Consider the following 14171-nt stretch of genomic DNA (forward strand, 5'->3'; position numbering starts at 1 on the left):
GTGCGATCGCCGCTTACTGCGCCTTCTCCCACTGCACGACGGTCACCGCGCCGTTCACGCGCTCGGCCGCGAAGCGGATCCTGTCGCCGACCTGGACCTGGTCCAGCATCGCCGCATCCTTCACGCGCAGGACCATGGTCATCGCGGCCATGTTCAGGTTTCTGATTTCGCCGTGGCGCAGGGTGATCTTGCCGGCGTCCTTGTCGATCTTCTTCACTTCGCCCTCGGTCAGCTCCGCCGCTGCGGGCGCTTCGTGCCCGGCATGGGCCGAACCTTGCCCTGCGTGCGAGTCCTGGGCGAATGCAAGCGAGCTTGCAGCGGCCATCACCACGGCCAGGGTCAGTTTCGAGAATGCGTTCATGGTGTCTCCTTGTCGTATCGGTTCAGTTGTCATGTTCGGAAATCAATGATGGCCCTGGTGGCCCCTGGGTTTGCGCACCGTGACTTCGACTTCGGGCGTCTTCGCCGCAGGCATGGACTGGCCGCCCGCATCCTGCTTGCGCACCGCCGCCGGCGCCTCGCCCTTCCATTCATACGCCACGGTGCCGGCCGGGTGCTTGTACCAGCCGGGGTCCCTGTAGTCGCCCGGCTTCTGGTCCTTGCGCACCTTGAGCATGGTGAACATGCCGCCCATTTCCACGCCGCCGAAGGGGCCCTGGCCCGTCATCATCGGCAGCGTGTTGTCCGGCAGCGGCATTTCCATGTCGCCCATCGAGCCGCCTTTCTCGCCCATGACCATGTAGTCCGGCACCAGTTTCGTGATCTTCTCCGCGACCCCGCGGTGGTCCACGCCGATCAGGGTCGGGACGTCGTGGCCCATGGCGTTCATGGTGTGGTGCGACTTGTGGCAGTGGAAGGCCCAGTCTCCCGGTTCATCGGCGATGAATTCGATGGCGCGCATCTGGCCCACGGCGACGTCGGTCGTCACTTCCGGCCAGCGCGACTCCGGGCGGGTCCAGCCGCCGTCCGTGCCGGTGACCTCGAACTCGTGTCCGTGCAGGTGGATCGGGTGGTTGGTCATCGTCAGGTTGCCGACGCGGATGCGTACACGGTCGTTCTGGCGCACGTTCATCGTGTCGATACCCGGAAAGACACGGCTGTTGAAGGTCCAGATATTGAAGTCCAGCATCTCGTTGACGCGGGGCGTATAGCTGCCCGGCTCGATGTCGTAGGCATTCAGCAGGAAGACGAAATCGCGGTCGACACGGTGATGGGCCGGGTTCTTCGGGTGGGTGACCCAGAAACCCATCATCCCCATCGCCATCTGGACCATCTCGTCCGCGTGCGGGTGGTACATGAAGGTGCCCGGGCGCCGGGCGACGAACTCGTAGACGAAGGTCTTGCCCGGCTGGATGCCCGGCTGGGTCAGGCCCGTCACGCCGTCCATTCCGTTGGGCAGGCGCTGGCCGTGCCAGTGGATGCTGGTGTGCTCGGGCAGCTTGTTCGTGACGAATATGCGCACGCGGTCGCCCTCGACCACCTCGATGGTCGGGCCCGGGCTCTGGCCGTTGTAGCCCCACAGATTGGCCTTCATGCCCGGCGCGATCTCGCGCACGACCGGTTCGGCGATCAGGTGGAATTCCTTGACGCCATTGTTCATGCGCCAGGGGAGGGACCAGCCGTTCAGGGTGACGACCGGATGGTAGGGGCGGCCATTCGGCGGCGGCGGCGGCGGCTGGGTCGCCGCGCTGTTCATGATGGGCGCTTCGGGCAGGGTGGCCGCGCCGGCGCGGCTGACCAGCCCGGCGCCGACCAGCGCTGCGGCGCCGGTAAAGAAATCTCGACGAGAAGACATGTTCTATTCCTTGTCAGTGTTCGGGTGCCGCTTCGGCGGAAGTGGTGGCCGCCGGCGATACCGCGGTCCCGTTGCCGCCGCTGCCGCTGCCGCTGATGGCAGCCTGCAGCTCGGTTTCCGCGATCCAGAAGTCGCGCTGTGCCTCGATCGCCGTGTTCACCCCGGTGATCTGGGCGCGCGCATCGGCAAGCAGCTCGAAGACGCTCATGAGCATCCCGTTGTAGCGAAGCAGGGTTTCTTCAGAAATTTTCTTCTGCAGGGGCAGGACTTCGTCGCGGTAATGCCTGGCGACGTCATAGCTCGTCCGGTAGGCGGACCAGGCTTCGCGCACCTGCGAACGCGCGGTGATGGCCGTGTGCGCGGTGCGGTGCACGGACTGCATGTACAGGGCCTGGGCTTTCGCCACGCGGGCACCGCCCCAGTCGAAGATCGGGAGGGCCAGTTCGATTTCGTAGCCGTTCTCGCGCGGTCTACCTGACTTGCTCGAGTTGACGTAACCGGCGTCGAGCACGTTGATCACGCCGGTCGTCCTGGTGAGACCGAGTGCGCGGGCAGTGGCTTCGGCATCCAGCTTCGCGAGCTGGACGTCGAGCCGCTGCTGCATCGCCTGCGCTTCCACATTGGTCGCCTCGCGTAGCGCTGCCGGAAGATCGGGCAGCCTGTCGGGAAGCTGGAAGGCGGTCTGCGTGCCCCATACGCCCAGCAGGCGGGCAAGCTGCTCGCGCGCGGCCGTCGCCCGGTGCCGCGCACGCGCGAGCTGGGCGGTGGTTTCGGCCGAGAACAGTTGTTCCCTGGCCTGGTCGAGGGCGCTCAGGTTGCCGGCCCTGGCCATGCGCCGCGCCAGTTCGGCGCTGGCCTGGGCGGCGTCACGCACCTGCTCCGCATAGCGCGCCGACTGGGACGCCGCAACGGCGTCGAACCAGGCCTTGCGGGTGTCGGCGGCGAGGCGCACCGCGTCGGTCGCGGCGACCAGTTGCGCGCTCCTGAAACGGCGCGTTTCGATATCGCGGCGGATCGGCATGGTGAGCAGGCCGACCAGGTCGAACATGACGCTGCGCTCGATCTCCGTCTCGCCGCCGCCCGACATGCGGCCGAAGCTGAAAGACGGATTGCCCATGCGTCCAGCCTGGACGAGATCGGCTTCCGCCACGCCGAGGCCGGCGAGGGACGCGCGCAGGCCGCGATTGTTGAGCAGGGCCACGCGCACGGCGCTGTCCGCTGTGAGGGGCGCCTGCAGGAGCCGCTCGAGTTCCGCCCGGGAAGCGTCGCTGTGGTCGCTTGCCTTCGGCAGGCGGATATCCTGGCCGCTGCGCTCCGAGGTCATGGTCGATACCGCATCGAGGCCACCGTCCCGGGAGAAGGTGGCGCAGCCGCCCAGTACGAGTGCAAGCACGCCGGCCGTGATGGCGCGCAGCAGGGGTGGCGAAGTCTGGTTTGTCATCGTCTTGCCTCGGTTCAGTGGTGTTTGTGCCCGTCCGCCGCCGGCGCCGGTTTCGACGGTGCGGGCGCCGGGGCGTGCTGGTGCGCGGAGGCGGGTGCCTGTGGGGCGCCATGGGCCGCGTGGCCTGCTCCTCCAGCGACGGCATCATTGGCCTGGCGCCAGGTTTTATCCGGCGTTGCGGCGCTTTTCTGCGGCAGGCGGGAATAGCCCGCGATCGCGGACTCGTACACGGGCTGTGGCACTGCCACGCCGGGGTCGAGCGGGTCGGGCTGGCGCGCCGATTGCTGGGCATGCGCGAACGGCACGGCCAGCAGGATGCCGAGGGCGCTCGCCAATTCCATTGGTTTCATCGTGAATCCTCAAAATCGGTCAGGGAACGTGCGCCGGGCGCACGGCCGCTTGCGAAGCAGGCGCGCTGGTGCGGCGGCACCAGTCGAGCTCAGCTTCGGAATCGATCAGGCGAAGGAATGCCGGGGAGGTCGCTGCGGACCGTCCGGGATGAAACCGGCGTCAAAGGCGGACGGCGGGGCATTGACTGCGTCGGAGCCGTCGAAGGTGGGCAGGGGAAGGAAAGCCGAAGGCGGCGCCACGGCGCCGGCGCACAGCGCCGAACAGGCGCTGCACGAGGAGTGCGCTTTTTTCGCCAGGTCCGGCACCGGCGCATCGTCCTCGGCTGCCGCGGTTGCGTGGTGCGCCGCGTGCTCGCCGCCGTGGTGCGCATGCGCATCCGCAGCCGGTTGGTGATGCGCCATGGCGGCGCCGGCCACCTCGTGCTGGCGAACCGGCGCGCAAGACATCCCGACGCTGGCAGCGACCGCATGGAGCGGCAGTATCAGCATCAGCATCCAAACGAGGAATGTCTTGACGGAGCGGTTCATAGGCGAGGGGAGTATAGCACGGCATTTTCGGCTGACTAGGGGGGAAGGGTGCACCGAAGTCACGCTGTGGACGCGCCAGGCAAACTGCTTGACCTTTCCACGATAGGAAGGCTTAGGCTGGAACCCGCTACCTTTCCTGGCGTTCTATCATGTGTTCACCCAAGCGCCCAGGCAGCCCCTCCGGCAAGGCCCGCTGGCTTCCTCCGGCGAGTGGCCCGGCCGGCGGCCCATGCCTGAGCTGAAGTGCTCGTGCCAAGGTCCTTGAGGGCGCCGGTGCCGACGAAGGAACCATTGGCGGGCGGGCTTCGGGCGCACCAGCCTGTATGCCGATGTCGCCCGCAAGGCCTATCCCACGCATTCGGCGTCCACCTACGGGGTGGGGATGGTGCACACCTTCTACATGGAGATGGCCCTGGCCACCGCTTCCCCATACGCGGGGTCGGCTTTCAGGAAGTGGCCGATCTGCCGGTCCTGCACCGCCGCATCCGCCTGGCGCAGGCTGGCCGCGATGTTCTCGACCAGTTCACGCCGCGCTTCGCCATCCAGCAGGCGGAACAGGTTGCCGGCCTGGGTGAAGTGGTCGTCGGCCGCACGCGTGTCGTGGCGTCCGGCGGCGCCTTCCAGCGGCCATCCCGCATCCCCATGCCCGAAGCCGCCGGACGTCTCCTGCGTGCGCACCGGATCGTAGTTGGCCGCCGCGCCGCCGTTCTCGAGCGCCATCGCGCCGTCGCGCTGCTGGTGGTGGACCGGGCAGCGCGGACGGTTGACGGGCAGCTGCTGGTGATTGGTGCCGACCCGGTAGAGCTGGGCGTCGTGGTAGGCGAACAGGCGCGCCTGCAGCATCTTGTCGGGGCTGTGGCCCATGCCGGGCACGACGTTGGCCGGCGACAGGGCGGCCTGCTCGACGTCCTGGTGGTAGTTGTCGGGGTTGCGGTTCAGTTCCAGGATGCCGACCTTGTGGCGCGGGAAGTCGCCCTGCGGCCAGACTTTGGTCAGATCGAAAGCGTCCCATCCGGTGCGCGCTTCCCAGGCGGGACGTTCAAGCTCGCTCATCAACTGGACCTCGACGCTCCAGCGCGGATAGTCCTTGGCAGCGATGGCCTCGAACAGGTCGCGCTGGGCGTAATCCGGGTCCGTGCCGGCGAGCTCCTCGGCCTTGGCCGCCGTCAGGTTGCGGATCCCCTGCAGGGTCTTGAAGTGCCACTTGACCCAGGTGCGTTCGCCCGCGGCGTTCACAAGGCTGTAGGTGTGGCTCCCGAAACCGTCCATGTGGCGGTAGCCGTCCGGGGTGCCGCGGCCTGAGAACAGGATGGTCACCTGGTGCAGGCTCTCCGGCGCGCGGCTCCAGAAGTCCCAGACCATTTGCGCGGATTTCAGGTTGGTCTGCGGGTCGCGCTTCTGGGTATGGATGAAGTCCGGGAACTTGATGCCGTCCTTGAGGAAGAAGGTCGGGGTGTTGTTGCCGACCAGGTCCCAGTTACCTTCCTCGGTGTAGAAGCGCAGGGCGAAGCCGCGCGGGTCGCGCGCGGTGTCGGCCGAGCCTTTCTCGCCGCCGACGGTCGAGAAGCGCAGGAAGGTCTCGGTGCGCTTGCCGACTTCGCCGAACAGGGCCGCCTTGGTGTAGCCGGTGATGTCGTGGGTGACGGTGAAGGTGCCGAAGGCGCCCGAGCCCTTCGCGTGCACCACGCGCTCGGGAATGCGTTCGCGGTTGAAGTGCTGGAGCTTCTCGATCAGGTGAAAGTCCTGCAGCAATACGGGGCCGCGCGGACCTGCGGTGATGGAATTCTGGTTGTCGTCGACGGGGATGCCGGAGGCGGTGCTTAGCTGGTTCATGGTTGTCCTGCCAGGTAGGTGGGGGGAGGGTGCGGGCGCATCTTAGGCGTGTGCCGATTCCTGCGACACTATCGATCGGCAGGGGCGGCGAGGTGCGGCGGGCGTTACCTTGCCGCCATGAACAAGAACCGCACCGAAGCCTTCAGCGATGGCGTCATCGCCATCATCATCACCATCATGGTGCTGGAACTGACGCCGCCCGCCACGCCCCGGCTCGAGGAACTCGGCGAACTCGCGCCCTTGCTGGCGCGCTACCTGCTCAGCTTCGTCTACGTGGGCATCTACTGGGTCAATCACCACGCCCTGATGGCGCGGGTGAGGGGCATCGACGGCGCAGCGCTGTGGGCCAACCTGCACCTGCTGTTCTGGATGTCCCTGATTCCCTACGTGACCGCCTGGGCGGGCGAATACCCGATGGCGCCGGTTCCCGTGGCGCTGTACGGCGTGATCCTGATGATGTGCGCCCTGTCCTTCATGCTGCTGTCATGGCGCCTGGACGTGGCCGATGCCAGAATCCCCAGCGGCGAGGAGCGCCGCAAGAACGGCGTGTCGGTGCTCCTCTACGCCGTGGCGGTCGGCCTGTCCTTCGTCTATCCGCCGCTCGGCGCGGCGGTGCACGCGGGACTGGCGCTGTTCTGGATCAGGCCTTGATGAAGGCCAGCAGGTCTTCGTTGAGGCGGTGCTTGTGCGTGGTCGGCAGGCCGTGCGGAGCGCCTTCATAGACCAGCAGGGTCGCGTTCTTCACCAGCCTCGCCGCCGCCCTGGCCGAGGCGTCGATCGGGACGATCTGGTCGTCCGAGCCGTGCACGATCAGGGTCGGCACGTCGATCTTCTTGAGGTCGGCCGTGAAGTCGGTTTCCGAGAACTGCTTGATGCAGTCGTAGGCGTTCTTCAGGCCGCACTGCATGCCCTGGGCCCGGAAGGTGTCGCGCACGCCCTGCGAAACCTTGGCGCCGGGACGGTTGTAGCCGTAGAAGGGCATGGTCAGGTCCATGAAGAACTGCGAGCGGTCGTCGACCACGTTCTTGCGGATGCCGTCGAAGACGTCCATCGGCAGGCCGCCCGGATTGGCGGCCGACTTCACCATCTGCGGCGGCACCGCGCCCACCAGCACTGCCTTGGCCACGCGCTTGCTTCCGTGGCGGCCCAGGTAGCGGGTGACTTCGCCGCCGCCGGTCGAGTGGCCGACCAGAATGGCATTTTTGAGATCGAGGTGCTCCATCAGCGCCGCCAGGTCGTCCGCGTAGTGGTCCATGTCATTGCCATCCCAGGGTTGGCTCGACAGGCCGTGGCCGCGGCGGTCGTGGGCGATCACGCGGTAGCCGCGCGCGGCCAGGTAGAACATCTGGTCTTCCCAGGCGTCGCCCTGCAGCGGCCAGCCATGGCTGAACATGACCGGCTGGCCCTTGCCCCAGTCCTTGTAGTGGATCACGGTGCCGTCGTCGACGGTCAGGAAGTTGCCGGCACGGCCGCCCTTGACGGGCGACGCCTGCGGCTTCGATGCGGCGCCGGCGCTGCCGGCAGCGGCCAGGCCCACGCCGGCAGCGGTGGTGGCGGCGCCCGCCAGCAGCGAACGGCGCGAGAGGGTGTGTGGTTTCGACATGATGGGTCCTTTCAGGGATGGAGGGATTCCTGCGCACGAATGCCCAGGGCCTGCTCCAGTCTAGACAGCGGCGCCCGCCTTGAACCCGGCTATAAGACCAGGCATGCCGATCCTCCTGCCGTCCCTATCTTCCGGCAGTCCCGGGGCGCGCCGTGGCGCGCTACGATCGGGGGATGGGTCGTCCCGCCCCATGCCGCGGCGCCGGTGGTCCAGGCGCGCGCTGCGCTTTCGGAACGATCCGAACACGACAACCACGACCATGCACCGACAGATACCGACACATCCCCGACCCGCGCCCGCCGGCCACGTTCTCCATTGGTGCTGCCTGCTGCTCCTGTGCTCCGCATACCTGCAGGGAGGGCTGGAAAAGGCCTTCGACTTCCCAGCCGCCGTGGCCGAGATGCGTCACTTCGGCCTGGCGCCCGCGGCGCCGCTGGCCGGCCTGACGATCGCGGGCGAACTGGGCGCATCGCTGCTCGTTCTCAGCGGCGTGATGCGGTGGGCCGGCGCAGCCTGGCTGGCAGTCTTTACGCTGGCGGCCAACCTGGTGGCGAACCGCTTCTGGGACCTCACGGGGATGGCGCGGACGATGGCCGAGAACGGGTTTTTCGAGCACCTCGGCCTGGCGGGCGCATTCTTCCTGGTGGCGTGGCTCGACTGGCAGGGGCGGCGCAGGCCGGGGGCTCAGCCGGCAGTGGCGGCGGGGTAGGCACGGGAAGCCGGCACGGTGAGCCTGACCACCGTGCCGCCATCGGGCCCCGGGGCGACGTCGAGGACGGCGCCGATGCGCTGTGCCCGCTCACGCATGCCGACCAGGCCCCAGTGGCCTTCGGCCGCACCCTTGCGTGCGCCCTCGGCCTCGATCCCGCGTCCGTCGTCCATGACGCAGACGACGAGCTGCGCGCCGCCATGATCGACGCGCACGCGCACCTGGCTGGCGCCGGCATGCAGGCAGGCATTGTGCAGGGCTTCGGTGGCGATGGCCGCGGCCTCGCCGACGACGTCCGGCGCAAGCGGGCGCCGTGGTCCCTCGACGCGCAGGCCGATGCCGATCCCGCTGTGCGTTCCCTGCAGCCGTCCGACGACCCGTGCGAGGAGGTCTTCGAGGCGCACGCCCTCGCCGGAGCGCAGCTCGCGCAGCTGCTCCCGTCCCTCGCTCAGCGCGCTGCCGGCATGGTCGAGCACCTTCTCCAGCTCGCGGCGCGCGCGGTCGCCCGTCGGGAGTCCGGCGGCGAGGGCGTCCAGCCTCAGCATGAGGCTGTGCACCGTCTGGAGGAAGGTGTCGTGCAGGGTGCGCGCGATGCGCTCGCGTTCGGCCAGCTGCACATGGGCGCGCTCGGCGGCGCGGCGGGTGAGGTAGCGCACCCGGTAGCGGTAGGCGGCAGCCAGCAGCGCGCCGGCGAGCAGCGCCGCGACGAGCCTGAAGGAGAGTGTCTGCCAGAGGGCGGGGGCGATGGCGAGCGGCATGACGGCATCGGCCTTGCTGGGCACGCCGTCCTCGTTGACGGCGCGCACGCGGAACACATAGTCGCCCGGTCCCACGCTGGTATAGGAAGTGCTGCGGCGGGTGCCGGCATTCTGCCAGCCGCTGTCCACACCCTCCAGCATGTATTCGAAGCGCACGCGTTCCGGCATGCGCAGCGAAGGCGCGGTGAAGTCGAAGCGCAGGCGTGCGGTGCCGGGCGGCAGTCGCAGCGAAGCCTGGCCTGGCCGGCCGGCGTGTACGGTTTTCCGGTCGGTCGACAGCGACAGGATCACCGGTGTCGGTGCGATGCGGTTGCGTTCGATGTTCGCGGTGTCGATCCGCACCACCCCACCGCTTGCCGCCAGCCACAGGTGTCGGCCGTCGGCGCTCCAGGCGCTGCGCCAGCGATTCTCGAAGACCGCCCGGCCGGGATAGCCGTCCAGCCGGTCGAAGACCTCGTAGCGCAGCGGGATGGCGGGATCGGCGATGCTGCGGCGCCAGTCGGCTGCGTGCACGTGCACCAGGCCGGCGGCGCCGTTCAGCCAGCGGTCGCCATCGGCGCTGGCCACCAGGCCGGAGACGTTGCGCAGGGCGTTCGGATCGGCGGCGCGCAGCATCGCCAGGCGACCGTCGCGCACCACACCGCTGCCGTTGTCGCCGCTGAGCACGAGCTCCGGTCCCGGGAAGATCGCGGCGGTCATGCCGAGCGCGCGGATGTCGACCGGCGCCGCGCTGCGCCGCTGCTCCACATCATAGTGGAACAGCTCGCCGTCGCCGGTGGCCAGCCACAGGCGCCCGGGGCCGGCGAGCGCCGACTGGTAGATCTTCTTCGGCATGTTGAAACCCTCAGGCGTATGCCAGCGTCCATCGCGCCAGGCCAGCAGGCCCGTTTCGACCGTGGCGGTCCAGAGAATCTTGCCGTCGTCGAGGATCCCGAGCATGCGCAGGTCCATCGCCTTGCCGCCAGGCCCGGGCGGCAGGGGAATCTCCTCCACCACGCCGCCGCGCTCGCGCCGGATGCTGCGCCGGCCGCCCAACAGCAGCGCTCCGGCCGGATCGCGCGCCAGGACGGTGACGGGACGGCCTGGCCGCGCGGGCAAGGCGCCTTCGGGCAGCAGCTGCCACATCTCGCCCGTCAGGTGGTGCGCGGCCCAGACCCGCCCGGACGCGTCGCTCGCGAGGCTATAGGCAGTGCCTTCGCCGGCCAGCTCGGTGGGCAGGATCCGCTTGCGGCGGAAGCGGTCGATGCCGTTTTCGGTTGCGACCCATGCGTTGCCCTCGCGGTCCACCAGCATGGCGTACGGCGCCTTCCCCGACAATTGGACGGACCCGGAGGAAGACGCCAGGCGCGCGGGCGCGATCCGCCACGCGGATTCGGCATGGGCCGCGGCGCCCGGCAGCGGGCATGGCATGCCCGCGCAAGCCAGCGTCCAGAGCGTGCCGTCGGGGGCGAACTGGCCGGTGTCCGCCGCCTCCCGCGAGACGGGGACGGGGCGATTGGCGCCTGGGGCGGCGAGCCGGCGCAGGCTGCCGTCGTCGGACATCAGCCACAACGCGCCGTCGGGGGCGGGCAGGAGGTCGCCGCCCTGGTCGAGGACGCGCACGAAACGTCCGGTTTCGCGGTCGAGCCGCCAGGTGCTGGACTGCCGGCTGAGCCAGAGCCGGCCCTCGCTGTCCAGCGAGAAGTTACGGACGTCGAGCGCCCGCCATTCCGGCCCGTCTTCCACGGCGCGCCAGCGCCCCGCCTGCAGGCGGTGAATGCCTCTGCCGGCCATCCACAGGCTGCCGTCGGCATCGACGCCGACCGCGGACGCAATGCTACCCACCGCCGGGCCCGGGGGAAGCTCCTTCAGGCGGCCGTCGGGATGGAGCACGGCGATCCCCTCGGCCGAGCGGCCGATGTAGAGCTCTCCGCGTGGGCCGGCATGCAGGTAGCGGATCAGGTTGCGGTTCAGTCCCAGGCCGGGCGGCAGGGCATGGCGCGAGAACTGCACGCCGTCGAAGCGGTACAGGCCATCGAGGGTGCCGAGCCACAGCCAGCCGTCGGTGGTCTGGGCCATGGCGCGGATCGTCGGCGGCGCGCCTTCGTCGGCGGTCCAGCGGCTGTGGTGGTAGTTTGCCAGCGGGGCAGGCGCGGGGGCGTCCGCGCGGGCGGGCAGGATCGGCGCAAGCGCCAGCAGGCAGGGCAGCGCGCGCCGGGCGCAGCAAGCGATGAAAGCGGGGATGGGCACCTGGCCTCGCGTCGGTTGGCGTATACGTTATCGCCGGCTATCGTATCGGATACGCAGCCGGAACGCCAGACGCGTGGCCCCGCTTCATGCGGCGGCGGTCGTTCCCGCCGCCGCGATCGGCGAGGCAGAATCAGCTGCGCAGGAAGGCCAGCAGCTCGGCGTTCAGCTGGTCCTTGTGGGTCACCGGCAGGCCGTGGCCGGCGCCTTCGTACACCGACAGGCGGCCCTGCGGCAGCAGTTCCACCGCGCGGCGCGCCGTGGTCGCGAGCGGCACGATCTGGTCGTCGTCGCCGTGCACGACCAGAGTCGGGACCGTCATCTTCTTCAGGTCTTCGGTGAAGTCGGTCTCCGAGAACTGCTTGATGCAGGCGTAGGCGCTTTTCAGGCTGCACTGCAGGCCCTGGATCAGGAAGGTCTGGCGCAGGCCTTCGGAATCCTTCTGGCCCGGGCGGTTGAAGCCGAAGAAGGGCGTGGCCAGGTCGAGGAAGAACTGGGCGCGGTCGTTCTTGACGCCTTCGCGGATGCCGTCGAAGACCGACATCGGCACGCCGTCCGGATTGGCCGGCGAGACCATCATCTGCGGCGTCACCGCGCCGACCAGCACCGCTTTCGCGACGCGATCGGTGCCGTGGCGGCCGATGTAGCGCGCGACTTCGCCGCCGCCGGTAGAATGGCCGACCAGGGTGGCGCCGCTGATGTCCAGCGCATCGAGCACGGCGCCCAGGTCGTCGGCATAGGTGTTCATGTCGTTGCCGTGCCAGGCCTTGCTGGAGCGGCCGTGGCCGCGGCGGTCGTGGGCGATCACGCGGTAGCCGTGTTCGGCCAGGAACATCATCTGGTTTTCCCAGGCGTCGCCGTTCAGGGGCCAGCCGTGACTGAAGACCACCGGCGTGCCGTGGCCCCAGTCGGTGAAGTGGATGATGGTGCCGTCGCGCGCGGTGACGGTATTGATGGTGCGGGTCATGGTGCTTCCTTTCAGGAGAGTGGCGCCGGGGCGCCGTTTTGGAGCGAGGATACATTCAGAAGGCGCGTTCGGAAGGCGCGTTCAGAAGGCGAAGCAGCTGCAGCCGAAGGCGCCCCAGAAGCCCGAGAAATCGGACACGGGCACGTCGGAGCGGCGCGCGCGGTCGTGGCCATGGCCATGCACGCCGCAGGCGCCGCGGCACTGGTGGGCCAGCGCCGCAACCGGCGCCTGCTTCCTGTGATGGCCGGGGACGGTGTTCACCGGCGACCAGTCGGGCAGCACCGGAATCGCCGGCGGGCCGAGCGACGTGAATTCGGCCTGGCCGAAGACGACCTTGCCGTCCACGATCGTCATGACCGATTCGATGTCCTTGATCGCCTCCTCGTCGACGCGGAAGAAGTCGGCGGAGAGAACGGCGAGGTCGGCCAGCATGCCCTCGCGGATGCGGCCCTTCTTGCCCTGTTCGTTCGAGAACCAGGCGCTGCCGCTGGTCCACAGTTCGAGGGCCGTCTCGCGCGACAGGCGCTGGCCGGCGTCGTACAGGCGCAGGCCGCCGACGGTGCGGCCGGAGACCAGCCAGTAGAGCGCCGTCCAGGGGTTGTAGCTGGCCACGCGGGTGGCGTCGGTGCCGGCGCCGACCGGCACGCCCATCTCCAGCATGCGCGCGACCGGGGGCGTCGCCTTGGCAGCCTCCGCGCCATAGCGTTCGACGAAGAACTCGCCCTGGAAGGCCATGCGGTGCTGGATCGCGATGCCGCCGCCCAGGGCGCGCACGCGCTCGATGTTGCGCGGACTGATGGTCTCGGCGTGGTCGAAGAACCAGGGCAGGCCGTCGAAGGGAATCTCGCGGTCCACCTTCTCGAACACGTCGAGCATGCGCGAGATCGATTCGTCGTAGGTCGCATGCAGGCGGAAAGGCCAGCGCTGCAGCACCAGGTGGCGCACCACCTGCTCGAGTTCCTCCTCCATTCCTTCGGGGATGTCGGGGCGCGGCTGCAGGAAGTCCTCGAAGTCGGCGGCCGAGAACACCAGCATCTCGCCGGCGCCGTTGTGGCGGTAGAAGTCACTGCCGTCGCCCGGCTTGACCATGCCGGTCCAGCGCTCGAAGTCGCCCAGCTCCTTGCCCTTGTTCTGGGTGAAGAGGTTGTAGGCGATGCGCACGGTCAGCTGCGCCTGCTTCGCCAGCGATTCGATCACCGCATAGTCGTCCGGGTAGTTCTGGAAGCCGCCGCCGGCATCGATGACGCTGGTCAGGCCCAGGCGGTTCAGCTCGCGCATGAACTGGCGCGTGGAATTCACCTGCTGGTCCAGCGGCAGGGTGGGGCCCTTGGCCAGGGTGGCGTACAGGATCATGGCGTTGGGACGGGCGATCAGCATGCCGGTCGGGTTGCCGGCGGCGTCGCGCACGATCTCGCCACCCGGCGGGTTCGGCGTGTCCTTGTCGTAGCCGACCGCGCGCAGGGCGGCGCGGTTGAGCAGGGCGCGGTCGTACAGGTGCAGCACGAACACCGGGGTGTCGGGCGCGGCGCTGTTGATCTCCTCGATGGTCGGCATGCGCTTCTCGGCGAACTGGAACTCGTTCCACCCGCCGACCACGCGCACCCACTGCGGGTGCGGGGTGCGCTCGGCCTGTGCTTTGAGCATGCGCAGCGCGTCGGCGAGCGAGGGCACGCCTTCCCAGCGCAGCTCGAGGTTGTAGTTCAGGCCTCCGCGGATCAGGTGGATGTGGGAGTCGTTCAGGCCGGGGATGACCGTGCGTCCACCCAGGTCGATCACTTCGCTGCCTTCGCGGCGGTGGCGCATCACCTCGTCGGTGTCGCCGACCGCCAGGAATCTGCCGTCCTGGATGGCCACGGCGCTGGCCTGGGGATTCTGGCGGTCGGCGGTGTGGAAGCAGCCGTTGAACAGGATCAGCGGCGGCTTCTTGCCGGATGGCGGGGTGCTGGCTTGCATGGGGGCTC

General features: G+C 68.9%; 12 protein-coding genes. 2 read left to right on the forward strand and 10 right to left on the reverse strand.

Annotated features, from left to right (window positions below; genetic code table 11):
• Positions 1-13 precede the first annotated feature (13 nt).
• From ACQ7JA_RS03290 to ACQ7JA_RS03315, 6 genes are all read right to left on the reverse strand, one after another.
• Complete coding sequence (locus ACQ7JA_RS03290) at positions 14-361, reverse strand: copper-binding protein (protein ID WP_430894466.1); 348 nt, start codon at positions 359-361, stop codon at positions 14-16.
• Positions 362-403: 42 nt separating this feature from the next.
• Positions 404-1795 carry a multicopper oxidase family protein gene (locus ACQ7JA_RS03295; protein ID WP_430894467.1) on the reverse strand — a complete coding sequence of 464 codons (1392 nt, stop codon included), beginning with the start codon at positions 1793-1795 and terminating at the stop codon, positions 404-406.
• 13 nt (positions 1796-1808) lie between these two features.
• Entirely contained in the window at positions 1809-3236 is a 1428-nt protein-coding gene (locus ACQ7JA_RS03300) for a TolC family protein (RefSeq protein ID WP_430894468.1), read from the reverse strand.
• Between the two features lie 14 nt (positions 3237-3250).
• The gene (locus ACQ7JA_RS03305) at positions 3251-3586 is read right to left on the reverse strand and encodes a hypothetical protein (protein WP_430894469.1); all 336 of its coding nucleotides are present in this window, start codon (positions 3584-3586) and stop codon (positions 3251-3253) included.
• Between the two features lie 105 nt (positions 3587-3691).
• The gene (locus tag ACQ7JA_RS03310; protein WP_430894470.1) at positions 3692-4075 is read right to left on the reverse strand and encodes a hypothetical protein; all 384 of its coding nucleotides are present in this window, start codon (positions 4073-4075) and stop codon (positions 3692-3694) included.
• A gap of 435 nt (positions 4076-4510) precedes the next feature.
• Positions 4511-5947: a catalase gene (locus ACQ7JA_RS03315; RefSeq protein ID WP_430894471.1), complete on the reverse strand. Its 1437-nt coding sequence runs from the start codon at positions 5945-5947 to the stop codon at positions 4511-4513.
• Between the two features lie 117 nt (positions 5948-6064).
• On the opposite strand from ACQ7JA_RS03315, the gene ACQ7JA_RS03320 reads away from it, so the two are divergent.
• Positions 6065-6598 (forward strand): TMEM175 family protein, encoded by a 534-nt coding sequence (locus ACQ7JA_RS03320; protein ID WP_430894472.1) that lies wholly within the window; start codon positions 6065-6067, stop codon positions 6596-6598.
• Here ACQ7JA_RS03320 and ACQ7JA_RS03325 read toward each other — a convergent pair.
• Positions 6588-7550, reverse strand: coding sequence for an alpha/beta fold hydrolase (locus ACQ7JA_RS03325; protein WP_430894473.1), 963 nt, complete (start codon positions 7548-7550; stop codon positions 6588-6590). The genes ACQ7JA_RS03320 and ACQ7JA_RS03325 overlap by 11 nt on opposite strands.
• Positions 7551-7809: 259 nt before the next feature.
• On the opposite strand from ACQ7JA_RS03325, the gene ACQ7JA_RS03330 reads away from it, so the two are divergent.
• Entirely contained in the window at positions 7810-8259 is a 450-nt protein-coding gene (locus ACQ7JA_RS03330) for a DoxX family protein (protein WP_430894474.1), read from the forward strand.
• Here the strand turns inward: ACQ7JA_RS03330 and ACQ7JA_RS03335 are convergent.
• The 3 genes from ACQ7JA_RS03335 to ACQ7JA_RS03345 form a co-directional block, all read right to left on the reverse strand.
• Positions 8235-11246: a sensor histidine kinase gene (locus tag ACQ7JA_RS03335; RefSeq protein WP_430894475.1), complete on the reverse strand. Its 3012-nt coding sequence runs from the start codon at positions 11244-11246 to the stop codon at positions 8235-8237. The two genes, ACQ7JA_RS03330 and ACQ7JA_RS03335, sit on opposite strands and share 25 nt — an antisense overlap.
• Positions 11247-11376: 130 nt before the next feature.
• Positions 11377-12210 (reverse strand): alpha/beta fold hydrolase, encoded by an 834-nt coding sequence (locus tag ACQ7JA_RS03340; protein WP_430894476.1) that lies wholly within the window; start codon positions 12208-12210, stop codon positions 11377-11379.
• Positions 12211-12291: 81 nt separating this feature from the next.
• A complete protein-coding gene (locus tag ACQ7JA_RS03345; RefSeq protein WP_430894477.1) occupies positions 12292-14163 on the reverse strand; it encodes an amidohydrolase in 1872 nt (623 codons plus the stop codon).
• Between the last annotated feature and the right edge of the window lie 8 nt (positions 14164-14171).

This window comes from Massilia sp. BKSP1R2A-1 (genome assembly GCF_050586525.1).
Taxonomy (GTDB): Bacteria; Pseudomonadota; Gammaproteobacteria; order Burkholderiales; family Burkholderiaceae_D; genus Telluria.

Bases quoted from the DNA above. Each gene is read 5' to 3' on its own strand.
- ACQ7JA_RS03345 (WP_430894477.1), bottom strand. From the start codon at position 14,163: ATGCAAGCCAGCACCCCGCCATCCGGCAAGAAGCCGCCGCTGATCCTG.
- ACQ7JA_RS03330 (WP_430894474.1), top strand. From the start codon at position 7,810: ATGCACCGACAGATACCGACACATCCCCGACCCGCGCCCGCCGGCCAC.
- ACQ7JA_RS03325 (WP_430894473.1), bottom strand. From the start codon at position 7,550: ATGTCGAAACCACACACCCTCTCGCGCCGTTCGCTGCTGGCGGGCGCC.
- ACQ7JA_RS03305 (WP_430894469.1), bottom strand. From the start codon at position 3,586: ATGAAACCAATGGAATTGGCGAGCGCCCTCGGCATCCTGCTGGCCGTG.
- ACQ7JA_RS03315 (WP_430894471.1), bottom strand. From the start codon at position 5,947: ATGAACCAGCTAAGCACCGCCTCCGGCATCCCCGTCGACGACAACCAG.
- ACQ7JA_RS03290 (WP_430894466.1), bottom strand. From the start codon at position 361: ATGAACGCATTCTCGAAACTGACCCTGGCCGTGGTGATGGCCGCTGCA.
- ACQ7JA_RS03310 (WP_430894470.1), bottom strand. From the start codon at position 4,075: ATGCTGATACTGCCGCTCCATGCGGTCGCTGCCAGCGTCGGGATGTCT.
- ACQ7JA_RS03295 (WP_430894467.1), bottom strand. From the start codon at position 1,795: ATGTCTTCTCGTCGAGATTTCTTTACCGGCGCCGCAGCGCTGGTCGGC.
- ACQ7JA_RS03340 (WP_430894476.1), bottom strand. From the start codon at position 12,210: ATGACCCGCACCATCAATACCGTCACCGCGCGCGACGGCACCATCATC.
- ACQ7JA_RS03320 (WP_430894472.1), top strand. From the start codon at position 6,065: ATGAACAAGAACCGCACCGAAGCCTTCAGCGATGGCGTCATCGCCATC.
- ACQ7JA_RS03300 (WP_430894468.1), bottom strand. From the start codon at position 3,236: ATGACAAACCAGACTTCGCCACCCCTGCTGCGCGCCATCACGGCCGGC.